At 41.3% G+C, this 24,726-nt stretch carries 26 protein-coding genes; 19 read left to right on the top strand and 7 right to left on the bottom strand.

What is annotated here, in order from left to right:
- Nucleotides 1-116: 116 nt before the first annotated feature.
- Together FRZ06_06045 and FRZ06_06040 are read left to right on the top strand one after the other, a co-directional pair.
- A complete protein-coding gene (locus tag FRZ06_06045) occupies nt 117-824 on the top strand; it encodes a hypothetical protein (GenBank protein ID QOX62932.1) in 708 nt (235 codons plus the stop codon).
- 79 nt (nt 825-903) lie between these two features.
- A complete protein-coding gene (locus tag FRZ06_06040; GenBank protein ID QOX62931.1) occupies nt 904-1,371 on the top strand; it encodes a low molecular weight phosphotyrosine protein phosphatase in 468 nt (155 codons plus the stop codon).
- A gap of 23 nt (nt 1,372-1,394) precedes the next feature.
- On the opposite strand, the gene FRZ06_06035 is transcribed toward FRZ06_06040, so the two are convergent.
- The 4 genes from FRZ06_06035 to FRZ06_06020 all read right to left on the bottom strand — a co-directional run bounded on the left by FRZ06_06035 (nt 1,395) and on the right by FRZ06_06020 (nt 4,740).
- Nucleotides 1,395-2,528 (bottom strand): PLP-dependent transferase, encoded by a 1,134-nt coding sequence (locus FRZ06_06035; protein ID QOX62930.1) that lies wholly within the window; start codon nt 2,526-2,528, stop codon nt 1,395-1,397.
- Between the two features lie 194 nt (nt 2,529-2,722).
- Nucleotides 2,723-3,553, bottom strand: coding sequence for an OmpA family protein (locus FRZ06_06030; GenBank protein QOX62929.1), 831 nt, complete (start codon nt 3,551-3,553; stop codon nt 2,723-2,725).
- Nucleotides 3,554-3,564: 11 nt separating this feature from the next.
- Nucleotides 3,565-4,365 (bottom strand): flagellar motor protein, encoded by an 801-nt coding sequence (locus FRZ06_06025; protein QOX62928.1) that lies wholly within the window; start codon nt 4,363-4,365, stop codon nt 3,565-3,567.
- A 132-nt stretch (nt 4,366-4,497) separates the two neighbouring features.
- Complete coding sequence (locus tag FRZ06_06020) at nt 4,498-4,740, bottom strand: YlmC/YmxH family sporulation protein (GenBank protein QOX62927.1); 243 nt, start codon at nt 4,738-4,740, stop codon at nt 4,498-4,500.
- Between the two features lie 103 nt (nt 4,741-4,843).
- Between FRZ06_06020 and FRZ06_06015 the strand changes: the two genes are divergently transcribed.
- The 10 genes from FRZ06_06015 (at nt 4,844) to FRZ06_05970 (ending at nt 14,149) form a co-directional block, all read left to right on the top strand.
- A complete protein-coding gene (locus tag FRZ06_06015; protein QOX62926.1) occupies nt 4,844-5,659 on the top strand; it encodes a translocation-enhancing protein TepA in 816 nt (271 codons plus the stop codon).
- Between the two features lie 107 nt (nt 5,660-5,766).
- Nucleotides 5,767-6,879, top strand: coding sequence for a hypothetical protein (locus FRZ06_06010; GenBank protein QOX62925.1), 1,113 nt, complete (start codon nt 5,767-5,769; stop codon nt 6,877-6,879).
- 67 nt (nt 6,880-6,946) lie between these two features.
- The gene (locus tag FRZ06_06005) at nt 6,947-8,152 is read left to right on the top strand and encodes a CpaF family protein (protein QOX65857.1); all 1,206 of its coding nucleotides are present in this window, start codon (nt 6,947-6,949) and stop codon (nt 8,150-8,152) included.
- Nucleotides 8,149-8,937 carry a hypothetical protein gene (locus FRZ06_06000; GenBank protein QOX62924.1) on the top strand — a complete coding sequence of 263 codons (789 nt, stop codon included), beginning with the start codon at nt 8,149-8,151 and terminating at the stop codon, nt 8,935-8,937. The genes FRZ06_06005 and FRZ06_06000 overlap by 4 nt, the downstream gene beginning before the upstream one ends.
- Nucleotides 8,934-10,367, top strand: a complete 1,434-nt coding sequence (locus FRZ06_05995; protein ID QOX62923.1) for a hypothetical protein — start codon at nt 8,934-8,936, stop codon at nt 10,365-10,367. Before FRZ06_06000 ends, FRZ06_05995 begins: the two co-directional genes overlap by 4 nt.
- 115 nt (nt 10,368-10,482) lie before the next feature.
- Nucleotides 10,483-10,680: a hypothetical protein gene (locus FRZ06_05990; GenBank protein QOX62922.1), complete on the top strand. Its 198-nt coding sequence runs from the start codon at nt 10,483-10,485 to the stop codon at nt 10,678-10,680.
- 26 nt (nt 10,681-10,706) lie between these two features.
- A complete protein-coding gene (locus tag FRZ06_05985; GenBank protein QOX62921.1) occupies nt 10,707-11,072 on the top strand; it encodes a hypothetical protein in 366 nt (121 codons plus the stop codon).
- Nucleotides 11,069-12,406: a hypothetical protein gene (locus FRZ06_05980; protein ID QOX62920.1), complete on the top strand. Its 1,338-nt coding sequence runs from the start codon at nt 11,069-11,071 to the stop codon at nt 12,404-12,406. The genes FRZ06_05985 and FRZ06_05980 overlap by 4 nt, the downstream gene beginning before the upstream one ends.
- Complete coding sequence (locus tag FRZ06_05975; protein QOX62919.1) at nt 12,384-13,151, top strand: hypothetical protein; 768 nt, start codon at nt 12,384-12,386, stop codon at nt 13,149-13,151. Before FRZ06_05980 ends, FRZ06_05975 begins: the two co-directional genes overlap by 23 nt.
- A gap of 5 nt (nt 13,152-13,156) precedes the next feature.
- Complete coding sequence (locus FRZ06_05970; GenBank protein QOX62918.1) at nt 13,157-14,149, top strand: hypothetical protein; 993 nt, start codon at nt 13,157-13,159, stop codon at nt 14,147-14,149.
- Nucleotides 14,150-14,229: 80 nt separating this feature from the next.
- Here the strand turns inward: FRZ06_05970 and FRZ06_05965 are convergent, their stop codons facing one another.
- The gene (locus FRZ06_05965; protein ID QOX62917.1) at nt 14,230-14,397 is read right to left on the bottom strand and encodes a cytochrome C551; all 168 of its coding nucleotides are present in this window, start codon (nt 14,395-14,397) and stop codon (nt 14,230-14,232) included.
- A 271-nt stretch (nt 14,398-14,668) separates the two neighbouring features.
- Here FRZ06_05965 and FRZ06_05960 point away from each other — a divergent pair, with 271 nt between their 5' ends.
- The 7 genes from FRZ06_05960 (at nt 14,669) to FRZ06_05930 (ending at nt 21,246) form a co-directional block, all read left to right on the top strand.
- Nucleotides 14,669-14,929 carry a hypothetical protein gene (locus FRZ06_05960; protein QOX62916.1) on the top strand — a complete coding sequence of 87 codons (261 nt, stop codon included), beginning with the start codon at nt 14,669-14,671 and terminating at the stop codon, nt 14,927-14,929.
- Nucleotides 14,930-15,021: 92 nt separating this feature from the next.
- Nucleotides 15,022-15,924 carry a hypothetical protein gene (locus FRZ06_05955; GenBank protein QOX62915.1) on the top strand — a complete coding sequence of 301 codons (903 nt, stop codon included), beginning with the start codon at nt 15,022-15,024 and terminating at the stop codon, nt 15,922-15,924.
- Nucleotides 15,925-15,941: 17 nt separating this feature from the next.
- Nucleotides 15,942-16,529, top strand: coding sequence for a J domain-containing protein (locus FRZ06_05950; protein ID QOX62914.1), 588 nt, complete (start codon nt 15,942-15,944; stop codon nt 16,527-16,529).
- A 30-nt stretch (nt 16,530-16,559) separates the two neighbouring features.
- Nucleotides 16,560-17,075: a hypothetical protein gene (locus FRZ06_05945; GenBank protein QOX62913.1), complete on the top strand. Its 516-nt coding sequence runs from the start codon at nt 16,560-16,562 to the stop codon at nt 17,073-17,075.
- Nucleotides 17,076-17,266: 191 nt separating this feature from the next.
- Nucleotides 17,267-17,830: a hypothetical protein gene (locus tag FRZ06_05940; GenBank protein QOX62912.1), complete on the top strand. Its 564-nt coding sequence runs from the start codon at nt 17,267-17,269 to the stop codon at nt 17,828-17,830.
- Nucleotides 17,831-17,923: 93 nt separating this feature from the next.
- The gene (locus FRZ06_05935; GenBank protein QOX62911.1) at nt 17,924-19,198 is read left to right on the top strand and encodes a replication-associated recombination protein A; all 1,275 of its coding nucleotides are present in this window, start codon (nt 17,924-17,926) and stop codon (nt 19,196-19,198) included.
- Entirely contained in the window at nt 19,195-21,246 is a 2,052-nt protein-coding gene (locus FRZ06_05930; GenBank protein ID QOX62910.1) for a bifunctional 4-hydroxy-3-methylbut-2-enyl diphosphate reductase/30S ribosomal protein S1, read from the top strand. The genes FRZ06_05935 and FRZ06_05930 overlap by 4 nt, the downstream gene beginning before the upstream one ends.
- A gap of 256 nt (nt 21,247-21,502) precedes the next feature.
- Here FRZ06_05930 and uraA read toward each other — a convergent pair whose 3' ends face one another.
- Both uraA and recN read right to left on the bottom strand, forming a co-directional pair.
- Nucleotides 21,503-22,774: a uracil permease gene (gene uraA / locus FRZ06_05925; protein QOX62909.1), complete on the bottom strand. Its 1,272-nt coding sequence runs from the start codon at nt 22,772-22,774 to the stop codon at nt 21,503-21,505.
- Between the two features lie 312 nt (nt 22,775-23,086).
- On the bottom strand, nt 23,087-24,718 hold the full coding sequence (recN, locus tag FRZ06_05920) for a DNA repair protein RecN (protein ID QOX62908.1): 1,632 nt from the start codon (nt 24,716-24,718) through the stop codon (nt 23,087-23,089).
- Nucleotides 24,719-24,726: the final 8 nt, after the last annotated feature.

Genomic DNA, 24,726 nt, shown 5'->3' with positions numbered 1-24,726 from the left:
TCTGATTTTCGGTGCGATCGCATTTTGGAAATTCAAACGGAAAGACCCGATGCACTTTTGGTCAGGAAGATAAATATAAGGCAATCCGCTAACTTTACTTGAGGAGGAAGGAACCAATGAAAAAATTTATTGTGGAGGATGCGTTTTGGGATCTGTTTCCCAATGCAAAAATTGGTATCGTCGTTTGCCATAACATTGATAATACGATAAAGGACGAGTCCAAATACCTGGATATGCTTCGCAGTGCGGAACAGGAAGCCTTAAAGTATCTGCAGACGGATGAATTCAGCAGCAATGAGGTAATTAGAGTATGGAGAGAGGCGTTTCAAAAATTCAAGACGAAGAAAGGAGCGCGATCATCCATTGAGGCGTTACTCAAACGCGTGCAAAATGGTAATGTACTGAGTGCGATTAATCCCTTGGTCGATATTTATAACTCGATTTCCTTGCGATACGGATTGCCATGCGGAGGCGAGGATATCAATAAATTTGCCGGTCACATCACGCTTACTAAGGCAATTGGGAATGAAGACTTTGTAACGCTCGGTACCGACGAAAATGCACCACCCTATGAAGGTGAGATCATTTATAAAGATGATGCGGGTGCCATTTGTAGGTGTTGGAACTGGAGGGAATCCGTAAGAACCATGCTCACGGAAAATACGAATAATGCTTTCCTTTGTATTGAATCCATTGATGAAGGAAGATCAAATTCGCTGATACTCGCTCTAAATGAATTGGCAGCATCGGTAGAAGAGCATTTAGGAGGATCCTGTGATATTTCAATTGTTGATAAGGATCATAAAGAGATTGTAATCGAATAACCGGGAGACTTACTGGGGTTGCGGAAAACGACTAAAAATAACTTGAAAAACTGTAACAAGAGCGGAAAAGAGGGTATGAATGATTAAAATTATGTTTGTTTGCCACGGAAATATCTGCAGATCACCAATGGCAGAATTTGTGTTTAAAGATATGGTACAGAAGAAGGGGCTCCAAGAGCAATTCTCGATTGCTTCTTCTGCAACCAGTACGGAGGAAATAGGAAATCCGGTACATAGGGGAACCAGGAGAAAACTTGCAGAATACGGAATTTCTTCTGATGGAAAATGCGCAATTCAATTTCGGAGAGCTGATTACGACAGCTATGATTATATTATTGCTATGGATAGTAACAACGTAAGAAATATTTCAAGGATCATCGGTCATGATAGTGATGGGAAAATATCACGACTACTGGACTTCACAAATCGGTCGGGAGACATTGCAGACCCCTGGTATACTGGGAATTTTGATCTTACGTATCACGATGTGATGGAAGGCTGCAAAGCACTGCTGACGCAGATTCTGAATGAAAAAAAAGCAGTGTAAATGAACTACACTGCCTACAATGATTAATCAAGGGCCTGTTTTAAATCGGAAATAAGGTCTTCTGCGAATTCCAGACCAACAGAAAGACGAAGCAGGGTTTCATTAATACCTCTGGCATCACGTTCTTCCTTAGTAAGGTCTGCATGGGTCTGAAGCATTGGGTACGTAATCAGTGTTTCTACTCCGCCAAGACTTTCTGCGTATAGAATCAGTTCCACCTTTTCAAGTACCTGTACTGCGGTTGCTTCGCTGTCAACGGTGAAGGATATCATAGAGCCGAAGCCGGAAGCCTGCGTTGATGAAATCTCATAGGAAGGGTGCTCCGATAACCCCGCATAATAGACTTTTTTAACCTTTGGATGAGTTTTCAGCCAATGGGCGATTGCAATAGCATTTTCCTGCTGCTTTTCCATTCTGATTGCAAGAGTCTTAATTCCTCGGATCAGCAGCCAACTGTCAAAAGGGGAGAGACATGAACCCAGAGACATCAAGAGATGGCGCAGCTTCTCTCCGAGCTTCTGATCCTCTGTAACCAAAAATCCTGCAAGGGTATCATTATGTCCGCAAAGGTATTTCGTTCCGCTGTGTACGATGATATCTGCTCCAAGCTGAAGTGGTTTTTGGAAATATGGTGTCAAAAATGTATTGTCGACGATCAAAAGGATTCCGCGCGGTTTAGTCAGCTCAGAAACGGCTTTGATATCGGTGACGATCATGGTCGGATTTGATGGCGTTTCAATAAAAACCGCCTTTGTATCTTTTGTAATCAAAGCTTCTATTTTCGTAGCATCTGATGTGTCCGCATAGCTGAACCGCAATCCGTTCTTCTTATTAATCTGTTCAAACAGTCGAATCGACCCGCCATATAAATCCTCAGAAGCGATGATATGGTCCCCGGGCTGGAAGAGTTCCATTAAGGCAGTGATGGCAGCCATACCAGACGTAAAAGCAACAGCATGGCTGCCGCCTTCTAATGCTGCTACGGTGCATTCAAGATGCTCCCTGGTAGGGTTTTGCTGTCTGGAATAATCATATCCAGTACTCTTGCCTACAGCAGGGTGGGCAAAGGTTGCAGACTGATAAATGGGAACGCTAACTGAACCAGTCAGGTCTTTTTTTTCTTTACAGCCATGGATGCATATGGTTTTCTGATTCATGTACAAAACTCCTTAAATTGATAATATTTACGAATTATCAATATCTTTACTATTCATATGGAAATGGTAGTAATATTTATTTTAAATATAGTAACTGATATCCTGATGAAAGTCAAGCGAAGCATGAAAACAAAGAAAAGATGGCAGCTTGCTGCCATCTAATTTTAGAGTTCATTAATCCGATTCACCGTATCTCACTGAGAGTTTTCTGTTACATCTGAGCTTGCGCCTTCATTTGTTCCAGCACTTGTTTCTGTACTCCCGCTCATTGAAGATTCGCTCTTATCCAACTGATCGTTTAATATTACAATATCAACTTTACGATTTTTAGCTCGGGTTTCAGCAGATGTATTTGGAACGCTTGGGCGGTATTCGCCATACCCAACGGCACTAATTCTTGCGGGTTCAACGCCGCTCTTTGCAATCAGCAATTTAACAACTTCGGTTGCTCTGATAACGGAAAGCTCCCAGTTACTCGGAAATTTTTCAGAGCTTTGGGGAACATCATCTGTGTTGCCTTCAATTCTAATATAATTGTGAACGCCGTTGGCGATTTGGCCGATGGCGATCAAAGTAGGCATGGCATCCTGCTTGATCTGAGCGCTGCCTGAATCAAACAAAATGGTATTCATTAGTCCGACAACGACTCCGCGCTCTTGAACGCTAACAGAGACTTTATCCTCCAGTCCGTTTTGCCGGATGAGGTTTTGTATTTCTTCTGCTGCAGCAACGAGTTCGGGATCAAGCTTATCGGTACTGCCGTCTGACAACGCTTCGGCAAGGTCATCAATCGAGAGATCTCCGCCTTCCCCGGAACCACTGCCTTCACCGTTACCGGTTAACGCAGCAGGATTCAGCGCGCCCTCGAGAGATTGAGAGAGGATTTGATATTTCTGAGCATCGATATTGCTCATGGCATACATTACAACGAAAAAAATCATCAGTAACGTGATTAAGTCGGAATAAGTCAGTAGCCATCGCTCGCTGTTATCATGCTCGGCTTCCTGTTTTTTCTTTCGTGCCATAGGATGGAACCTCAGCCTTTCTGCCTTCTGCCGGAGCCATCACTGCGGGACCCTTTATAAGAGAGCTGTGCCTCAGACAAAAAGCTTGACAATTTTTCCTCCATATAGTTGGTATTCACGCCTTCTTGGATAAGCAGAAGTCCTTCGATGATCATAGACTTGTACAAAGTTTCCATTTGATTTTTTGCTTTCAACTTGCCGGCAATGGGAAGCCACAATAGATTGGCAAGCCCGATACCATAGAGGGTGGCTGTAAATGCCATTGCAATCTTGGGACCCAGAGTATCCGGTTCTTCCAGATCGCTTAGCACGTGAACCAAACCAAGAACAGTACCGATGATACCCATGGTAGGGGAATAACCGCCTGCAGCTTCAAAGATTTTCGCTCTTGCATTATGTCTGTCTGTAATCACGTCCAATGAGAGCTCCAATGCTTCCCTTGTATAATTGGGGGAAGTGCCGTCGACGATCATTCTCATCCCTTTTCTCATAAGGCCGTCTGGCTCTGAATCAATTTGACTTTCCAGACTTAACAGCCCGCTTTGACGAACCTGAACACACATTGCCTTCATTCGATTCATCAAGCCGACAAAATCATATTTCTGATCTCTAAACAAAACTCTTAAAATTCTTGGAATCTCTTTCAGCTCGCTATTTGGAAAAGCGATACCTACGGCTCCAATGGTTCCTCCGATAATGATCAAGGCACTGGTGGGAGCAAGGAGACCGGTAATATGTCCGCCCTCCAGAAGAAATCCGCCGATGACTGAACCAAAACCGATTACTGTAAAGATGATTAAGAATAGATCCATGTTTCATCTCCTAAAATACATAATTTTGACTATTGCTACACATCACTATTATTTTAGTATGTAAAGTCGCATAAATCAATTATTTTTATGTATATTTGTCGAATTTTTACATGAATCATCATATTTTGCCGTTTATATTTCCGATGATTCGAAAATAATAATATCCTCACCGATTTTTCGGATAGAATTCCAGGGAAGCTGCAGATAGTCTTTGCTCCCAAGAAAGCTCATTCTGCCGTGATAATCAGGAACGAGTATGGCTTTAATTTTTCCCTGACTTTCATCAAATAAGAGCTCTGCGTCAGCAAGCTGACCATGCCTGCTTCCGTTTGCCAGATTTACAATTTCTTTATCACCTAAATCACTGAGCCTCATAAAATCACCCCTTTGAATCATGCAATGTGCAAGCTAATATCCTTTATTATAAAAAAATATATTTGGGAAAAACTATTTTTATTACTAGGAAAGGATAAGATTCATGGATAAAAATACTGATATAAACATTAAAACAGAATCTGATGTGATTTGGTCCTCTGGAGAGCGAAAAGGAAACGAGAAACATCAGGAAAAGGAAAAGAATCACAAAGAAGCCAGCAAAGCCAGAAATACAGACAAAGGCAATAATGATGATCAAAACCAAGAACCAAATCCAAAAGAGAACATTGATAATTTTGGAGTGATCGGCAACGCATTTAACTTCCAAAGTGATATTCAGTACCTAACGATTATTGGCAACGTTGAGGGACATATTGTTCTTCCTCCCAATAATAAAACAACGAAATATGAAAACATTATCCCCCAATTAGTAGCGATAGAGGAAAATCCTAATATCAAAGGCTTACTGACCATACTCAATACTGTTGGTGGTGATGTGGAAGCCGGACTAGCACTTTCTGAATTGATTACTACGTTGTCAAAACCCACGGTTTCTCTTGTGCTAGGTGGAGGACACAGCATCGGTATTCCCCTTGCCACTGCAAGCAACTATTCCTTTATTGCTGAAAGCGCGACGATGACGCTGCATCCTATCAGAATGACCGGACTGGTCATCGGTGCAGAGCCCACATATGATTATTTTCGAAAAATGCAGGATCGCATCGTCGAGTTCATAACAAGAACGTCAAAAGCAGATCGAGACCAGATTGTAAAATTAATGAATGCAACAGATAATATGGCTGCTGACATCGGAACGATTATTGTCGGTCAGGAAGCGGTAGACATCGGATTAATTGATGAAGTTGGCGGTCTGAACAGAGCCTTGATGAAATTAAAAGAGCTTATCACAGAAGGCTGATGTCGAAAAATGTCGAATAAATAAAATTGTAAAAAAATGGTAGGTGTGATATTGTAAAATTACGAAAAGTAAAATAATGTAATTATATAATAAAAAAGGAAAACGATATGGCTCGACTTTTTATCGCTTACAATGAAAGGGAGTATGGCTTTGCATTAGCAAGAGCCATCTCCGGCATACATAAAGGTTTTGATGTAACAATTCTTTCGTGCAATTCCGTTTTGGAAAATGATTCGATTCTATTTTCAGAGCAGTGGGATTTCCTATTGACTGACTGCGGTTTGGATTCACTTTTCGCTGATCGGCTCCAGAATCAAACGATCAAAAAAAGATCAATTGTTCTAACTGAAACAATTCCCGAAATGATCTCCAAACAAATCAGCAAGGAAGATTCTGGCCTTTGGCAAGTATACAAATATGCACCTGTCAATGAAATCCTCAATGATTTGAATTTTCTTTTTGCCTATCTTACCGATAAAAAAATCGTAAATCCATATCTCAAAACTTCATTAATTGGAGTTTTAGGCGTTTCCGGAGGAGTTGGGAGCTCTTCCATTGCAATAGGACTTGCCAGAGAGTTATCCAGATATCATGATAAAAAAATTCTCTATCTTAGCTTTGAGGAATTACCAGCAACCGAAATGTATGTTACCTTTGGATGCGGATGCAGAAAAATCAGCGATTTTCTGTACTACTTATTTGAAAAACAAGATGATGAAATTTGCAGCCATCTTGAGGGCTTTACAACAAAGGATGATTTTGGGGTCGGATTTTTCTGCCCGTCACGTGGAAGAAATGATCTCCGTAGTTTGACGAAGGACGATCTGGCATATCTTATCAAGTACTTGACCGACAGCTGCAGCTACGACTACATATTGATTGATTTCAACCATGATATCTCACCGGAAACTTGGGAGCTGCTAACCTATTGCACCAGACTCATTTTGGTTCATAAAGATGATCCGGTTTCATTCCAAAAACAAAGAAAGCTAGAAGATTATTTCAGAAAGGGTTCTGCTCCCATTTCGGAAGATGCAATGATTCATGTGCGTAATTTCAATGATGGAGGCCATCCAAGCAATGAAAACGTGATTGTGATCGACACGGATGAAAACAGTTTCTGTCATCAAGGAGAGCAGCTTGGCATCGATATCAGCCAAACCTTTGGCATTGGAATCAAGCATATTGCAGAAATTGTTCTGCTGGCAGAATTCAATTAAAGGAGGTGAAGCTTTTATGCAGGGAGAGCATTATACACTAAAGGAAATCACAGAGGATGTTCGAACGATGATCAACAGCCGTCATGGACAACTCAGCGATAAAGAGGTTTTGGAGCTGATTGAAAACTTTATTCTTGATGACCAGCGGATGGACAGTCTGACATTTCGTGAGAAGAGTGAAGTGATACATAGCATCTTTAATATCACAAGGAAAGATCTCGATCTGCTGCAGCCCTATGCAGATGACCGTGATGTCAGTGAAATCATGGTCAATGGAACAGATAACATCTTTATCGAAAAAAATGGGAAGGTTCTCAAACTTAATATTCGATTTGAAACGAAAGAGGATCTGGAAGAAATTATACGAAGAATTGCAGCTAGGGTTCACCGGGAAATCAATGAATTAAACCCCATTGTAGATGCAAGGCTTGAAGATGGATCACGAGTTCATGCTGTATATAAAAATGTTGCACTCAACGGTCCCATTCTGACGATAAGGCGCTTTCCGGAAAATAGAATTTCAATGGAGGGCTTAATCAAAAGAGAAACCATTAGCAGGGAAGCTGCCGAATTTCTAAAGACGCTTGTCAAATCTGGCTACAATATTTTCATATCGGGTGGGACAAGCTCCGGAAAAACAACGTTTCTAAACGTGTTATCGGAATATATTCCGTCGGATGAAAGAGTCATTGTGATTGAAGACTCGGCAGAACTTCAAATTAACGGGATAGAGAATATTGTTCGGTTGGAGAGCAAAAATGCAAATGTACAGGGCAAAGGCGAGGTAAATATCCGGCAACTTATAAAAGCTTCCTTAAGAATGCGTCCCAACAGAATTATTGTTGGAGAAGTGAGAGGGGAGGAAGTCCTAGATATGATACAAGCAATGAACACTGGGCATGACGGATCATTATCGACAGGACATGGAAACTCACCGGAAGGGATGCTATCAAGGTTGGAAGCGATGTTCCTTCAGGCAGCTGATTATCCCATCGAGGCAATCAGAGCCCAGATTGCGGAAGCAATTGACATTATCGTCCACTTGGGCAGGCTTCCTGATCGAAGCAGAAAAGTGTTGGAAATCGCTGAAATTATGGAATATACCGGTGGTAAGATTGAGATTAATACACTATTTAAGTACGAAATGAATCAATTGAATGATTTCGCTCATTCCGCTCATTCAGAAAAGCCCCTTCCCTTGGGTGCATTAACAAAAACAGAGAATCGATTGGTTGACACGATGAAGCTAAAGATGAATGGAGCATTTTTATGATGAAATTTCTGATAACAGCGCGGCCAAAGGGGAGAGAAATTCCTGATCACTATCATACCTATCATCTGAACCATTCTGAATTCGTGAAATTTCTGCTGCTTAGTGGCATCGGTTTGGCAGCATTGTCATTTCTTTTCTATCAGAGTATCCCCTTTTCAATGTTGTCTCTGCCTGCATCGTGGTTTTTTTTGCCGTGGTATCGAAAGTCATTGGCAGATAAAAGGAGAAAAGAAATCAAAGAACAGTTTCGAGATGTACTCTATTCTATTTCTGCTTCCATTGCTGCGGGCAGGCAGATGTCAGGTGCATTACAGGAAACGGCATCAAATCTTAAAATGATATATGGGGAAGGTGCTTTGATTGTCAGAGAACTGGATCAGATGTCAAAGAAAATTAATGATTATAGAGAATCGGAGGAGGAGATTCTCCAGGATTTTGCTTATCGAACAGATATTGAAGACATTGCTGACTTTGTTGATATCTATATGACCTGTCGTAAAACCGGCGGAGATCTGATCCGGGTTTTAGGCAAGGCAAGTGAAATGATTACGGACAAGATTACAATAGAAAAAGAAATCAACACCATTACAGCACAAAAGCGCTTTGAAACAAAGATCCTGACTGCCATACCAATTATGATTATATTGTTTTTACAGTTGGTTTCACCGGAATATATTTCTGCACTGTATGAAGGCTTCAACGGTAGACTTCTGATGACGGCGGCCCTGGGTGGGATCGGTGCCTCATATTATATCAGTACAAAGCTTACCAGGATCGAAGTATGAAAAAAACAATACGACACAAAGAGGAGCGAAGTGTGATGAAAAACTGGCCGGATTTAAAACTGAAAATCGATTTATGGATGAAACGGCTTGTAATTCTGCTCCCAGACTGGCTTACCGGCGAAAGAGAAATTATGCAGCGGAAACTTCGGTTGAAATACGGTCAAAAAGATTGTGATACATACATTCTTGAGGAGAAAAAAAGCTTGATGAAGGCTTATGTTATTCTCACAGCTACGTTTTTCTTATTGCTGATTTTATCCATACCCCAATGGTTTCAAGAAAATGAGGAATTGAAAAGCATAGCAAAGCCTGGGCCCGGAGAGACTTCTGTAACGGTGCCAGTTGAAGCCAAAATGGACTATAAAGGGGTAGAAGTTTCAAAATCATTTCAACTGAGAGTAGACCCAAAGGAATTGAGTGAGGAAGAGAAACGCCGTATTCTTCAAAAATTCTCAGAAGAGCTGCCAAACAGGATACTAGGAAAGAACCAGGATCTGATTAAGATCACCACTCCGCTAAACCTCATAGAGTATGACCGTCTTACGGGTATCACCATCGTTTGGGCCAGCAGTAATCCCGAAGTGATTCAAACAGATGGAGCGGTTGATCTAATTGCAGCAGAGGGGTTATCAACGTTACTGACGGCACAGCTCACTTTGGATGGGATCACCCGGGAAGTTGACATCACAGCAGTAATTGATCAGGCCGTACCTTCTTCTGGGTATTTCAGCAGTATGGAGAAGCGCTTGGATGATGCTGTTGATCAACTAAACGAAAACAGTGCCGCCGAGTATATTCAGCTGCCGGAACGTTTGCCACAGGGGATGGAGATCCGCTGGCAGCAAAAACGAGAGAGTTACCTGGGTATGATGGCCGCCTTATACGGGTTTTTGCTTTTGATTCTATTCCTGAAGCGGTACGAAAAAATAGATAAAGAAATGAAGGCTGCAAGGGAGTCTATTGAAAAAGATCTTCCTGAATTCATCAGCAAGCTGGTTTTGCTCCTAAATGCAGGATTGGTTTTTAGTTCTGCTTTTTCAAAAATCGTTACTGATTATGAGAGGCATTATCAAAGACTTGAATCTGGAAAGAACACGAGTCGGAAACGGCACTTGTACGCGGAATTGCTGGAAATACAAAAACGTGTTGAAAAGACCAACTCTTCGCTCATCTTTGAGCTTAAGGATTTTTCGCAAAGAAGCGGTGTGCGTGATCTGGTTCGGTTAACTGCAATCATTTCAGACAATTGGAACAAAGGCAGCGCTTTGGCTGAAAAAATGGAACGAGAGGGGGAATTGATGTGGATTGGACGTAAAAAGAAGGCTGAGGAAAAAGGACGGCTGGCGGAGACGAAGCTAACCCTTCCGCTTATGATCCTTTTAATCGTTTTAATTGTGATCACTGTAGCACCAGCCTTGATGGAAATGTAAAATGTCCTAATAGGATAAAAAGAATCGCTGATATGATAAAAATGAATACCTAAGTATGATAAAAAAAGCACTTAATATGAGAAAAACCGTCCAATCTTAGAGCAGGAGGTAGAATATGAAAAGACTTGTGAAAAAGACGAAGGAGAATACAAAAATGAAATTGATCTCAAACAGTAAAAAAGGAATGGAAATGGTGCAGGTAGCAATCCTGGTTGCAATTGCGATTGGATTTGGACTTGTTTTTAAAGATAAGATAGGTGAATTTATAACCAAGACCTTCGAATCACTGTCCAACAGTGGTTTTATCAGTTGAACCTTCGGAGCAAACGGGGAACCACGATGGTTGAGGCGGCCATCGTCTTTCCTCTGGTCATCGGTGCTGTAATTGCGGTGATCTATATCACACTGGGACTCTATTCGGCTTTATCCCTGCAAACCTCGATCCATTTATCCTTGCGGCAGGAAACAGGCATACAGTCTGATACTGTTGAACGGGGTCAGACAGCGAGGGAATATGAGTATGAAAGAAAGAACAGCTTTGGAAAGCACTCTGTTCTCATGATGAAAGAGCAGCAGGTTGTTAGAATGAAGGGGCTTTTTCGTGCCAGTGTTAGAAGGCAGGAAAAAGGAAGTGCTTATGTTATCGATGAAGCAGAGCTTGTAAGAGGTAAAAGCACGATCAAGGAGGTTGTAAATCAGGAATGAAGGTCAGATCGAAACAGGGAACGACGGCTGTATTTTTAACGATGATCCTTGCAGCAGTTCTTGCAGCGGTGGGGATCATCGTATATGAAGCATCCCAGCTTGCAGGGCGGAGCTATTCTGACGCTGTCTTGGAATTGGCTGGACGTTCTATTTTGGCAGAATATGATACAGAGCTGCAAGAGCGATATGGTCTATTCGCCTTTAACCTGGATCAAAGCCAGGTGGAGAATAAGATCAATTATTACGCTTCTTATAGCTTCCATAATAATCAACTGAAAGAGACCTTCCGCAGTAAAAAGCACTTGGATCAGCTTCGGCTAAAAGTAGAATCAGTGTCTGTGGATCTCAAAGGATATAGCATCACAAATACGGAGTTGTTTCAAAAGCAGATTCTGGATACGTTTCTATATGATCTGGGTAAAAATCTGATAAAACCGAGAGGTGTTGTACCATCAGGATTTCAAGAAATAGAGCTGAAAAACATGCAGGTGATCAACAGCCTCCCGTCAAAAGGCAAGGGAGTAGGAACCAGCGACATCGGTAGGTTACTGGAAGTGGGAATTCCGAATCTGACAGAGATCAAAGAAAAAAGTGAGCAGGCATTTCTTACAAACGAGTATATACTAGGGCGGTTCTGGAATCACAGGAGGGGATCTGAATCCAGAGAGACCTTCTTCATGAATGAGGTGGAATATATCCTAATCGGCAGCTTCAACGATCAGGGGAATTACAATAAAGTCAGAAACCAGCTCTTTCTGATGCGTACAGGACTGAACCTTGCACATATCTATGCGGACAATAAAAAAAGGAATGAAATGATGACACTTGCTGAAGTTCTCACTCCCGGGCCTTTGGCAGCCTTTACACAAGCAGTAATTGCAGGCATATGGTCTGCAGCAGAAGCCGAAAATGATCTAAGAAGATTGGAAGACGGGAAACAGGTTTCGCTGTTTAAAACAAAAGATCATTGGGCCATTAGCATTGAAAACGCAGTGAGACCAGAAATGAAACGAGAAATATCTGATATGAAAGAATCCCTTGAGAAAAATGGGGAGCAGGAGAATCTGGAACTAGGAAAATCACTTCATTCTAAGAAACAATCATCGGGGTACATAGAACCAATGAACAAAAGTGGTATTGATTATGAAGATTATCTCAGGATTCTGCTATTCTTCGAAAATAATGAAACCAAACTGCTGAGAACCATGGATCTCATACAGATCAACCTCAAAGGAAGCTATCACCAGGATTTTGATTTGAAATATCTATATGGGGGATTTGAATTTGATGCGGTTATCAAAGGCAAAACTTATGCTTACACACAAAAGTACTAAAAGAGGATTTTTAACGGTTGAAGCCGCCATTTTTCTTCCGATTTTTATCGTAGGAGTACTGACTTTTGCTTATTTAATTAAGTTTATGGCAGTCCAGGAGAGGGTGTTCCATGCTTTTGTCGATGAAGCAAGAGCCTTGAGCTCTGAGGCAGTTTTCACGAAGCTTAAACCATTGAATTTTGAATCAAATCTAAAATCCAGACTGTATTTGGAAAACGACACGCACATCAGCAATGTTGACATCGATCATTTCTATTATCTTTTCTCTAACGGAACCTATGGCATGATCTCCATGGACCTGAATTATGATGTCAACGTCAAGCTTCCCATTTCATTCTATTCCCCATTGCCCGTCTCAGAATCTCTGATGTTCCGTGGATTTGTCGGGAAAACAATGGATGGAGAGAACATGGGCTTTGACGAGATGGAAAAAGAAAAAGAATCTCATCTTGTATGGATCTTTCCCACCGCAGGGAAAAGGCATCATGAAAAAAATTGCATCTATATTGCCAATGAACCTATGGAAACAAGTATGACCTCATCGATCAGGAGAAGCTATGATGCTTGCAAAATCTGTGAATCAAAACGGATTGCAAACGGAAGTACGGTATATGTGTTTATAAAATCAGGGAAGGTGTATCATAGGGGTTCTTGCCCTACTGTGGATAAATATGTTACTTCCATAGAAATAGAAGACGCCCGGAGAAAAGGCTACTCGCCTTGCTTAAAGTGCGGAGGAGGATAAAACCGATGAATGACGAGCGAGACAACAACAGCAATTTGGAAGAAATAAAGACAATAGGACAAATAAAATGGGAAGAGTCAGCTGGAGGCCGCAGATTCTATATAATCTATCCCAAAGAGGCATTTCACGATTTTGAACGAAGGATCTTATCGAAAAGAGCCTGTGCTTACGTTTTGCCGATGAGCTTTATTGAAGAAGAAGATGGTCTAAGAGTATATTATGGATGTGCAGGTTGTCTGCCTCTGAAAGAAGCCGCTGCATTACAAAGGGGTGAGGGCCGCAGGCAGAGGCCGGATCATATGGTTGGTAGCTCCATCGGTATTCTTATGGAAGTACTAGAAAATCTAAAAAAGATGGAAAATCATCTTTTGTTTCCCGACTGCATTTTGCTAAGCATGAACGAAGTCTATATCGATACGGGAAATGGGCGGGTGTTTTTGGCATATTTTCCTGACAAACATGACCATGATGACAGAACGTTTCAAAAGCGAATTGCAAATCTGGCCGAAGAGATGAAAATACTCTATGATGGAAGTGATGCCGGACATTTTCTGACTCGATTCATTCAATTCGTTGATGATCATAACCCCGGGCTGGATGGAATGATTAACATGCTGGGAATGCTTCGGCGTGAGACAAGTTATATTTATAGGGCCGCTGAAAACTTTCGAAATAATATCTCTGAAAATTGTAACGAATCCGATTCGTACTGCGGATGTGGAGATGTTGAGCAAAATAAAGTCAAAGATACAGCCAAAAGAATCAAGCGGAATGATAAGAGAAAAAGCAGGGTTTCCGTTAAGCTGATTTTCGTTCAGATGGGATTCGTTTTTATCATGGGAGCGCTGGTTCTATGGGGAAAATTTGATGGGATTCAGCTCGCCGGTATTACCATCATAGGTGCAGCGATTGACTTATATGCAGTAAAAAGGTGGGGACATATTTTCGTCGGCGGTAAAGCGAGCAGTGGGGAGAAACAGGTTCTATTCAGTGGATAAACAGTACTTTCTATGGACTATAAAAAGCCGGGTAATTACCCGGCTTGTTTACGATGCTTGGTGTGAGATATTATTGCAGATTAACGGTCGTTTCTGAAGCTTCTTCTTTCGTTCTTCTTCTTCTCTCTGCATTCCTTACATCTTTTTGGTTCGTTATCAAAACCTTTCTCTTTGTAGAATTCCTGTTCTCCAACTGTGAATACGAAATCCTGTCCGCAGTCTTGACATACGAGTGTTCTGTCTTCCATTGATTTTCCTCCAGATTTTTAAAAAAAATAATAATTTTTAATATTTAAAATAGGTTATGGAGACGATTTCCAAAAAGACGATCGAGCCATTGAATATTTTAAATATCTCAGTAGTAATTATATAGCTAATTTAACCTTCTGTCCACTAAATTTTTGAAAAAATCGGGAATTGGATAAAAAATATACCCAATAATCTCTTTTATTTACTGGCAAAATAAAGTATAATAATGAAAAAGAACGTAGCAACGATCTCGATTGACGGAGGATAGTAATGAGAAAATTTCTAGAGAACTGGAATTATAAAAAACATGCGGTGGCAGTCAGCAGCTTGTATCTAGGGATTGCAGTGATTGGAAATGCCTTTCTCGGAAAAAAGGTTCCCAAGGATGAGAAAACTCTTAATCCGATCCATGTTAGCAAGCAATTAACAAAAAAGCAATGGATCTTCAACGGGATATTAACAAGCTTGTACAGCATCGACATGAGTTTGACCTACTGTCTTCTGAAACATTTGAGAAAACAATTTAAATAAAATTGAATTGCTGATAGATTTCTGAAACTAGGCTTAAGTCCAAAAACAGCACTTTTGTGCTGTTTTTTAAAAGTCTGAAAAGAAAGGGAAGTATGCTGGGATATATTAAGCCGGACAAGCCCGAACTGAAAATAAAAGAATTTGAACTATACGGTGGTTATTATTGTGGGATATGCAAATCCATTTCAAAAAGGTACGGACAGCTTCCACGGATGACCTTAAACTATGACTCGGTTTTTCTTGCTGTATTATTAGCAGGAATGAATCCGGATCTAGAACATATTGAACAGGAACGATGTTTTGTTCACCCGTTTAAAATCCGCTCTATTGTATATGATAACCGGGAGATTGATTATGCAGCAGATATGCTTCTTCTGCTCGCGTACTACAAACTGAAAGATGATCTTCAGGATGAAAAGAGCATGAAAGCTGCAATTGGCGCGCTGCTAATGAAGGGTACTTTTAAAAAACTGATTGCTAACGTTCCTGATAAATGCAGCCATGTAAAATCAAAGTTGGAGGCATTGACTCAATTGGAAACAGAAGGCTGCACCTCTTTGGACCGTGCGGCTGAGCCTTTTGCCAAGCTTATGGAGGAGGTCTTTGACTATCCAGAATTCCAAGTATTGACGAATCAAAGCGAAGTCTCTCAACTATTACGAAGAATCGGGTACCATATAGGGAAATGGATCTATTTGATTGATGCATATGACGATATAGAAGAGAATATTAAAAGCAATGCGTATAACCCGCTGCTCAGACAGTTTTCCTATAATTCCTCCACTGAGACTGTGGAAGAATTCAAACTGCGCGTAAGAGAAAGAACTGAACGGAATTTGGTTTTATACCTTGCTGAGATTGCCAATTGCTGTGGTAAGCTTGATTTCCGCAAAAATAAAGGGATCATAGAAAATATACTATATTTCGGATTGATGAGAAAAACAGAAGAAATATTACAGGAAAAATCGGTGGCCGAATCGGACCATTTTGAATAAGAAAGGAATGGAGAACAATGCAGAATCCATATGAAGTACTCGGAATAAAAGAAGGAGCAAGCCAGGAGGAAATAAAAGCTGCTTATAGAGAGCAGGTTAAAAAATATCATCCTGATAAATACCAGAATAATCCGCTGCAGGATCTGGCGGAAGAAAAGCTTCAGGAAATCAACGAAGCTTATGAGACCCTTACAAAAAACAACGGAAATGGAAACTATCAAAACTATACAAGTGGTATGAAAAACAATGGGAACCAGGGACAAAGTTCTGAGTTCGCAGAAATTAGAAGAATGATTGACAGAGGAAATCTACCGGGTGCGGAAGCGACTTTAGGCAGGGTCAGAACGCGTAATGCAGAATGGTTTTTCTTAAACGGCATGATTGCGCTTAGAAAAGGCTGGTATGATGAAGCGGTAAATCAGGTACAAACGGCTATGTCCATGGATCCTAGCAATATGGAATATCGAAACGCAATGAACAGTATAATGGCATCAGGAGCTGGTTACAGAACCAATTCATATGGAAGAGGCTATAACAGCAATGATGAATTATGCAGAATGCTTCAGTGCTATTGCTGTGCTGATGCGTTATGTGACTGCATCTAATGTTGTATCTTGTTCAAGGAGTAAGGAAGCATGGCTAAAAACAAAACGAAGGTGATCGCGGTCAGCGGAATCATGCTGGCCTTATCGGTTATTACACTATTTGCGGCAACCTTTATCCCAGGTATTGAACTGACTTTATTTGCACTTGGCTCTGCTTATGTGGCGATTATCCTGATTGAATTCACACCTGGGGCCGGCTGGATTTTTTATATTGCATCGGTGATATTATCATTTTTGATTACACCCAATAAAGCAGCGCTGATTCCTTATGCATTGTTTTTCGGAGTTTTTCCCATTATAAAGTACTATATTGAAAAGGATAGAAAATTGCCTCAGGTTGCTGAAGTAATTCTAAAACTCGTCTTTTTCAACGGCTTGTTCGCTTTCGGTTTTTATCTTTTCGGTGAAGCCTTCACCGGAACGATCCACATGCCGGAGCTAGCTTTTCCCTTGATTATTGCGGGAGGACAGGTTTTCTTCCTTGCATATGATTATATTTTGACTATGATCATCGGATTCTACTACAAACGGCGTCCTAAGATATAAGTACTATGAGCTCATGAAATCATCAGTTCGTCGAGTTCAATGAGTTCATTAGATACTCCATCAGTCTTCAGTTCATATAATTTAAAATGAAAGGAACATAACGCTTTAGTCATATTTTTGATACGCCCCTAATAAACTAGCTACGTAAGCAGGGTTTATCCCAAAAAACTATCGGAGAAAAGAGGGAGCGTATGAGAAGGCGTTATCGTTATCCTGGAAGAAGTGCTGGAACCGGATTTACTGTTTTTATCATTGTGATCATATTGGCCGTAGCGGTGGGATATGCCGGCACCAAATATATCGTCTATCCGTATTTGCTAGGGAATGGTGCAGCAACAGAACCAAAAGACCAAGGAGGCGCTGGGTCAGACCAGACAGGGGGAGTTGATCCGAATACCAGCTTGCCCAGTGTGATCATAGATCAGCAGAACGTCCAAAATCAACAGCCCAATGCGCAAACTCCGCAGCAAAGCCAAGGGAGTAGTGAAAACAGCGGAGCATCGCAGACAATTAACAGCGCAAAAGGACCTTTCAGTGTCCAATTCGGCAGCTTTTCGACGAAAGTTGGGGCTGACGAAATGAGTACAGCACTGACGGGGAAAGGCATTTACTCTTATGTCTATGAAAGCAATGGAAGCTATAAAGTACTTGGGCTGCCATATGAAAGCGAAGCAAAGGCCAAAGAGGCGGCTGCAGTTGTATCAGCTGTCGTGTCTGATGTGTTTGTTGTAAATCTCTCAAACTTGATACAATAAAAAGTAGCTTTGCTACTACATAAAAAAGTATTCGGCGCCGAATACCATACACAAGATGAATTACGAAAGCTTTTCAGGCGGAAAGGCAGGAGAATGATCCCCTTATCAACCCGGATGAGACCGGAGCATATTGATGAATTTGTTGGGCAGAGACATTTTATGTACAAGGAGTCTTTGCTTTACAATGCAATTAAAAATAAAACCTTTGATTCCGCGATCTTTTTTGGCCCGTCAGGAACGGGGAAGACTACATTAGCAAGATTGATTGCCAGGGAAATGGACGCGGATTTTTATGAACTCAATGCGTCTTCTACAGGAATAAAAGAACTAAAGGATATTATAGAAAAAGCAAAATTGAAGTTTTTTGGTCTCCAAAAAGAGACTACATACGTGTATGTCGATGAGTTTCATAGATGGAATAAACTTCAGCAGGATTCCCTCTTAAAGGCGCTGGAGGAAGGCGTGATTCGCTTTATTGGCAGTACTACGGAAAATCCATACTTTGCAGTGAACAATGCAATTTTAAGCCGTGTCGGTTCCATTTATGAGTTCAAACGGCTGGATAAAGATGAAATCCATCGGATTTTGATTCATGCACTCAGCGACGAAGAGCGAGGACTGGGTAGGAAAAAACACGATTGGGATGAGGATGCGATTCGGATGCTGGCGGAACTCAGTGGGGGAGACGCGCGTATTGCACTGGATACCCTGGGCTTTGTCAGTGAAAATCTTCGAAAAGATGGAAGGATTGACAAAGCCATCATCGGCGAAGCGATGCAGCGCCAGACCACTTTTTTTGATCGAGGTGAGGACAAGTACAATATTTTGTCAGCACTGCAAAAATCTGTGAGGGGCAGTGATCCCGATGCAGCGATTCATTATCTTGCCCGACTATTGGAAGGCGGAGCAGATATTCAGATGATCGGAAGAAGACTCATGGTCATGGCCAGTGAGGATATTGGAATGGCCTATCCCAGTGCAATCTCCATCGTGACAGGCTGCGTTCAGGCAGCGCTTATGATTGGGCTTCCAGAGGCTAGAATTAATTTGGCACAGGCGGTTATTTTACTGGCATCCTGTCCGAAATCAAATTCTGCTATCGTAGCAATCGAGATGGCAACATCCGATCTGCAAAAGAAGAATATTGACGATGTACCGGATCATTTAAAAGACTCCCATTATTCCGGCGCGAAAAAACGAGGACTGGGAATTGGATACAAATACCCCCATGATTATGGCGGGTATGTCAAACAGCAGTATCTGCCGGATAACCTCTACAAAGCGGGAGCAAAATATTATATACCTAAGGAAAATGGAAAGGAAGGGGCTTTCAAACGATTCCTGGAAAGCCTGTATCAGAATAAATGAAGATTACACTTGCAAAGCATTCGGGATTTTGTTTCGGTGTAAAAGAAGCAATCAAGAAAGCAGAGCAGACAATTGTTGAAAACAAGGACAATGGTCTTAAAATATATAGCTGCGGACCGCTGATCCATAATAAGAATGTGACTGATGAGCTGGAAGCAAAGGGCTTGTCCATTATTAAGGATCCTGATGAAGCAGAAGAGGGATCGGTGGTAATTGTAAGATCCCATGGAGAACCGGAGCGTTTTTATCAAAAAGCGGAAGCTCGTCATATCACTGTTGTGGATGCGACCTGCCCTTTTGTTAAAAAAATTCAGCGTTTGGTGAGTGATGCAAAAAATCAAGGGTATCATATTGTTGTCATTGGAGATCGGAATCACCCTGAGGTCATCGGAATCAACGGTTGGTGCGACAATATGGCATCCATTGTTTCTTCTTTAGAAGAAGCGGAGACTGTGAACGAAGATCGGCTTTTCATCGTGGCACAGACCACAATTACAACGGAGCTGTTTCAGGGTATTGTATCGTTTTTCAGAACGAAAAATAAAGAAATTGTTGTCCACAATACGATTTGTCACGCCACAGAGGAGCGGCAAAAAAGCTGTATGGAAACTGCTATAGATTCCGATTTAATGGTCATAATAGGAGGTATCGACAGTTCGAATTCCAAAAAACTTTATGAAATAGCAAAAAAATATTGTGTGAATACTTATTTTATTCAAAATAAAGAAAGTTTACCGTTGAAAGAAGTCGAGTTATGTAATAAAATAGGAATAGCGGCGGGAGCCTCGACTCCCGAACGTATAATTAAGGAGGTTATTGCTACCATGAGTGAATTATTCACTGAAAACAAGAAAGATAGTATGATGCACGATCTGATGGACGAAATTGAAAAGTCCTTAAGATTGCCACGCAGCGGAGAGATTGTAAACGGAGAGGTTATACAGGTTTCTAACAGAGAAATCGTAGTAAATCTTGGTTGCAAAAAAGACGGTGTCATTCCAAGAGACGAGTTTACACTGGAAGGAGACCAGGAATTAACTGATTTATTTAAAGAAGGCGACGAAATTCAAGCTAAAGTATTGAAAACTGACGATGGCGATGGTAACATTCTCCTGTCTAAAAAGAAGCTTGAAGTAAACGAGCATTGGGATGAAATCAATAATGCTCTTGAAAATAAATCACCGATTAATGCAAAAGTCGTGAAACAAGTAAACGGTGGAGTCATCGCAGTTTACAAAGAAGTTTCCGGTTTTATTCCGCTTTCCCAGCTTTCCGATAAATTTATCGACAAAGCGGACGAGTTTATGGGTAAAATTCTGCCTGTAAGAGTAACAAAGGTTGATCAGAAGAAAAACAAGGTTGTTTTCTCACACAAAGCATTCTTGTCAGAAGAAAAACAGAAAAAGGTTCAGGAAATCTGGGATTCTCTGCATGTTGGCGATGTTGTAGACGGTACTGTCATGAGATTTACCGAATACGGTGCATTTGTTGATATCGGCGGAATCGATGGTCTTCTGCACATTTCAGAAATTTCCTGGGGCAAGCTGAAGCATCCGCAGGAAGCACTGAAAATTGGTGAAAAGGTGCAGGTAAAGATCCTTTCCATGAACACAGAAAAAGGCAAAATCTCCTTGGGATTAAAGCAGAACAGACCAGAACCATGGACTGTTATCGACGAAAACTATCAGGTAGGTCAGACTATCTCCGGAAAGATCGTACAGATCAAGGATTATGGTGCATTCGTAGAGCTTGAGCCAGGTCTGGATGGACTTGTTCACATTTCTGAGATCGCTTACAAGAGAGTAACCAATATTGCAGATGAAATTTCTGTAGGACAGGAAGTATCTGCTAAGATTCTTGAAATCGACAAGGATAGAAAAAGAATAAGCCTGAGCATAAAGGAAACTTTAGAACCTCCGACAACGTCAGAGGCAGAAGCTGCACCAGCGGAAGCTGTTGCTGAGGAAGCATCTGCTGCAGAAGCAATCGAGGAAGCTCCTGCTGTGGAAAGCATTGAAGATGCAGCTGTAGCTGAAGATCAGGAATAATAATCGTATTACAACCAGAGGTTGTCTCATTTTGAGGCAGCCTCTTTTTGGTTCTCTCATAGCTGCGTTATTCCTGTCGAAACACAATACTGGTAGAAATAACTGACTGCTTTTTTCAATCAAAGCAAAGCTGAACGGGGACATTGACTACAATAATTTAAAAGCAAAAGAAAACTGCCGGAAATTGCTGCCGGCAGTTTTCTTTCAAACTTATTCGTACTTATTTTTCAGTATCATATGCTGTAATGGTTGCTTATTAATCGTTAGCAAGGTTTGCTTTGTCAATCATGTAGAAGACGAGGCTTAATGCCATTCCTACGATCGTAGCAAGGCACATCCCTTTTAACTGAACTTCCCCAATCTGAATAAATGCCCCGGATAGTCCTGTTACAAATACAACCGCAGAAAGTGCCAGGTTGCGGCTTCTGCTGTAATCAACCTTTTTGTCGACCAAAAGTCTCAATCCAGAGGCAGCAATCATCCCATAAAGAAGAAAGCTGATCCCTCCCATAACAGGACCGGGAATTGTGTTGATCAGTCCAGAAGCTTTTCCAATAAATGCGAGAACGATGGAGAAAACAGCTGCACCGCCGATGACCCATACACTGTAAACTCGTGTCACAGCCATAACCCCGATGTTTTCGCCGTAAGTAGTTGTTGGAACTGCTCCGCAAAGACCGGAAAGGGTAGTGGAAATACCATCACCCAACAGGGAACGGTGAAGTCCGGGATCTTTGATCAAATCACGGCCAACGATTTCACTGGTTACTACCTGATGACCGATGTGCTCTGAAATTACAACCAGTGAAGCAGGCACGATAATCAGGATGGAGGGCAAGTCGAAAATCGGGAACATGAAGTTCGGCAGTGCAAAGATAGAAGCTTCTGCCACTGGTGAAAAATCAACAAGTCCCAGAGCGAGTGATGCAACGTAGCCTGCTATGATGGAAATCAAAATTGCGATAGCGGCAAGGAAACCTTTGAAAAGTACCTGTCCGAAAATAGCAAATAGAATGGTAATTGCAAAAACAATTACGAACTTAGGATTGATGGAAGTATAGGTTTCGTTTGTAAGTAAGCCTGCATTGTTTGCAGCAGTACCGGCTAGCTCAAGACCAATCAGAGCAACAATGGGACCCATTGCCGCTGGCGGAAGTAATACATCGATCCACGCAGTGCCGACTACTTTAATAATAAGTGCGACTGCGCAGAAAATAAGTCCGGTTACAACAAAGCCTCCCAATGCATATTGATAGCCTAATTCTGGATTGGCAAGAAGCAAGAACGTGGGGGATAAGAATGCGAAACTGGAACCAAGGTATGCAGGTGCTTTGCCTTTTGTCATAAAAATAAATATCAGTGTACCGATTCCATTCATCAAAAGGACGATAGAAGCATTGATTCCAAAGAGCCATGGAACCAGAACAGATGCACTAAACATAGCGAAAGTGTGCTGGATACTAAGTGGAATACCCTGAGCTAAAGGTACTCTTTCCTGAACCTGAATAATTCTGCGTTGTTCTTTCATTTTGTTCTCCTTATGCTTAAAATACTAGTAACAAGTCAGTCGGAACAATGATTCATCATAAAATCAAATTGGTTATTCTGATAAGATTGTTAATAAATAATCAACCGACTTACGCTATTATAATCGAAAACAAAAGGATGGTCAATATATTTAAAGGCAAAGAGGCATTAAATGATTTGAAAACTTAGGTGAAGCTTTTGGATTATGATTAAAAATGTTATATAATTAACAGAAAAAGAAGACTTCGCGAAAAGCCTTCTTAAATGATCATGGTTCAATTTTATTCATGGTTCAATTATATTCAATACAACGTTATCTTTTTGAAAGGGAGAGGAGTTCACCAGCACTTTTTAAGGTTGTTTCTGTAATGTTAATTCCACCAAGTAGTCGTGCAATTTCCTCAATCTTTTCTTCCTGAGTGAGGGGATATACAATGGTATGGGTATTTTCTCCGGACGTCACCTTGTCTATCTTATAATGATGATCTCCAAATGCAGCGATCTGTGGCAGATGGGTGATACAGATGATCTGATGATGTTTGGAGATATCCAGAAGCTTTTTACCGACGATGCTTGCAGTGATCCCACTGATACCCACATCTATTTCATCAAAAATCATGGTTGGTATGGCATCAAAATCACCGATGATTTGTTTGAAGGCAAGCATGATTCTGGAAATTTCACCGCCGGAAGCAATCTTCACCAAAGGCTTCGGTGTTTCTCCCTTATTGGTGGTGATGAGGAATTCCACCCGGTCCACACCGTTTGCAGTATATTTTTCTGCTGTTTCATGGTCATAAAACTTCACGATAAAAACAGCGTCTTTGAAATTTAGCTCTTTCAGCTGCTGGTTGATTTGAGTTTCAATCTCAAGAGCTGCTTTTTTTCTCAGATCAGTAAGTGCTTTGCATGCCTCAGAAAGTTTCTTTTCCGTGAGAGACTGGTTTTTCATCAGCTTGTCCAGCGTAACGTCTATATTATCAATTCGATCCAGTTCGGAAATAATTTTACGTTGGTACTCGAGTACATTTTCAATGGAACCACCATATTTTCTTTTCAGAGCATCAAGCACATCAAGACGCTTAATCGTCTCCTCAAGCAATTCAGGCGAGAAGGATATTCCATCCCGGTACTTCCTGATTTCGCCTGTCAGATCTTCCAGTTTATAGTAAGCGTCGGATAATTCTTCTGAAAAAGCATGGATGTCAGGGGAGAAGCTGCCGATTTCCTGTATCAGGTGCAGGCTTTTTCCCAGGCCTTCCAGTGAGGACGGAGTTGAAGCATAGAGAAGATCATAGGCACTGGATAGGTTTTGATAAATTTTTTCGCTGTTCTGAAGTAAATTGAGCTTCTCTGACAGCTCCTTATCTTCATCAGGAGTTGGTTTTGCTTTTTCGATTTCGTCTAATTCAAACCGCATGAAATCACGCTTGCGTTCTGTATCTGCTTGATTTGAGCGCAGTGTGCTTAATTCTTGCTTGATTTCCGCATAAGATTGATACAAATCGGCCACGGTTTCCGCAGCAGGTGATATGACTCTTCCATGGTATGAGTCGATGAGCTTTAAATGATTTTCAGGATTCAGCAAGGATTGATGGTCATATTGACCATGAACATCGGCAATTTTTTTACACAGCTTGGAAAGCTGAGCCAGCGAGACCACTTCATCATTAATCCGGCAGACGTTTTTTCCATTTGCGGAAAGCTCCCGGGTAATTACAAACTCATCCCCTCCGAGGTCTGCGACCATCTGAACGATAGCTTTTTCCTTCCCCGAACGAATATAAGCAGTGTCTGCTCGGCTTCCTAAAGCCAGACTCACTGCTTCAATGATAATTGATTTACCTGCGCCTGTTTCTCCGGTGATGATATTCAGTCCGTCGTCAAAGTCAAGCTCAACCTGGTCGATAATTGCAAAGTCTTTGATGCGAATGTGAGAAATCATGCTTTTCT

Source organism: Clostridiales bacterium, from assembly GCA_015243575.1.
Taxonomy (GTDB): domain Bacteria; phylum Bacillota; class Clostridia; order Peptostreptococcales; family Anaerovoracaceae; genus Anoxybacterium; species Anoxybacterium hadale.
Note: the sequence above shows the minus strand (reverse complement) of the source record. Positions and strands in the feature narration are given on the sequence as shown.

What these genes read in the sequence shown, in the direction of transcription:
- FRZ06_06045 (QOX62932.1), top strand. Translation starts at nt 117, where the DNA reads ATGAAAAAATTTATTGTGGAGGATGCGTTTTGGGATCTGTTTCCCAAT.
- FRZ06_06040 (QOX62931.1), top strand. Translation starts at nt 904, where the DNA reads ATGATTAAAATTATGTTTGTTTGCCACGGAAATATCTGCAGATCACCA.
- FRZ06_06035 (QOX62930.1), bottom strand. Translation starts at nt 2,528, where the DNA reads ATGAATCAGAAAACCATATGCATCCATGGCTGTAAAGAAAAAAAAGAC.
- FRZ06_06030 (QOX62929.1), bottom strand. Translation starts at nt 3,553, where the DNA reads ATGGCACGAAAGAAAAAACAGGAAGCCGAGCATGATAACAGCGAGCGA.
- FRZ06_06025 (QOX62928.1), bottom strand. Translation starts at nt 4,365, where the DNA reads ATGGATCTATTCTTAATCATCTTTACAGTAATCGGTTTTGGTTCAGTC.
- FRZ06_06020 (QOX62927.1), bottom strand. Translation starts at nt 4,740, where the DNA reads ATGAGGCTCAGTGATTTAGGTGATAAAGAAATTGTAAATCTGGCAAAC.
- FRZ06_06015 (QOX62926.1), top strand. Translation starts at nt 4,844, where the DNA reads ATGGATAAAAATACTGATATAAACATTAAAACAGAATCTGATGTGATT.
- FRZ06_06010 (QOX62925.1), top strand. Translation starts at nt 5,767, where the DNA reads ATGGCTCGACTTTTTATCGCTTACAATGAAAGGGAGTATGGCTTTGCA.
- FRZ06_06005 (QOX65857.1), top strand. Translation starts at nt 6,947, where the DNA reads ATGATCAACAGCCGTCATGGACAACTCAGCGATAAAGAGGTTTTGGAG.
- FRZ06_06000 (QOX62924.1), top strand. Translation starts at nt 8,149, where the DNA reads ATGATGAAATTTCTGATAACAGCGCGGCCAAAGGGGAGAGAAATTCCT.
- FRZ06_05995 (QOX62923.1), top strand. Translation starts at nt 8,934, where the DNA reads ATGAAAAAAACAATACGACACAAAGAGGAGCGAAGTGTGATGAAAAAC.
- FRZ06_05990 (QOX62922.1), top strand. Translation starts at nt 10,483, where the DNA reads ATGAAAAGACTTGTGAAAAAGACGAAGGAGAATACAAAAATGAAATTG.
- FRZ06_05985 (QOX62921.1), top strand. Translation starts at nt 10,707, where the DNA reads ATGGTTGAGGCGGCCATCGTCTTTCCTCTGGTCATCGGTGCTGTAATT.
- FRZ06_05980 (QOX62920.1), top strand. Translation starts at nt 11,069, where the DNA reads ATGAAGGTCAGATCGAAACAGGGAACGACGGCTGTATTTTTAACGATG.
- FRZ06_05975 (QOX62919.1), top strand. Translation starts at nt 12,384, where the DNA reads ATGCTTACACACAAAAGTACTAAAAGAGGATTTTTAACGGTTGAAGCC.
- FRZ06_05970 (QOX62918.1), top strand. Translation starts at nt 13,157, where the DNA reads ATGAATGACGAGCGAGACAACAACAGCAATTTGGAAGAAATAAAGACA.
- FRZ06_05965 (QOX62917.1), bottom strand. Translation starts at nt 14,397, where the DNA reads ATGGAAGACAGAACACTCGTATGTCAAGACTGCGGACAGGATTTCGTA.
- FRZ06_05960 (QOX62916.1), top strand. Translation starts at nt 14,669, where the DNA reads ATGAGAAAATTTCTAGAGAACTGGAATTATAAAAAACATGCGGTGGCA.
- FRZ06_05955 (QOX62915.1), top strand. Translation starts at nt 15,022, where the DNA reads ATGCTGGGATATATTAAGCCGGACAAGCCCGAACTGAAAATAAAAGAA.
- FRZ06_05950 (QOX62914.1), top strand. Translation starts at nt 15,942, where the DNA reads ATGCAGAATCCATATGAAGTACTCGGAATAAAAGAAGGAGCAAGCCAG.
- FRZ06_05945 (QOX62913.1), top strand. Translation starts at nt 16,560, where the DNA reads ATGGCTAAAAACAAAACGAAGGTGATCGCGGTCAGCGGAATCATGCTG.
- FRZ06_05940 (QOX62912.1), top strand. Translation starts at nt 17,267, where the DNA reads ATGAGAAGGCGTTATCGTTATCCTGGAAGAAGTGCTGGAACCGGATTT.
- FRZ06_05935 (QOX62911.1), top strand. Translation starts at nt 17,924, where the DNA reads ATGATCCCCTTATCAACCCGGATGAGACCGGAGCATATTGATGAATTT.
- FRZ06_05930 (QOX62910.1), top strand. Translation starts at nt 19,195, where the DNA reads ATGAAGATTACACTTGCAAAGCATTCGGGATTTTGTTTCGGTGTAAAA.
- uraA (QOX62909.1), bottom strand. Translation starts at nt 22,774, where the DNA reads ATGAAAGAACAACGCAGAATTATTCAGGTTCAGGAAAGAGTACCTTTA.
- recN (QOX62908.1), bottom strand. Translation starts at nt 24,718, where the DNA reads ATGATTTCTCACATTCGCATCAAAGACTTTGCAATTATCGACCAGGTT.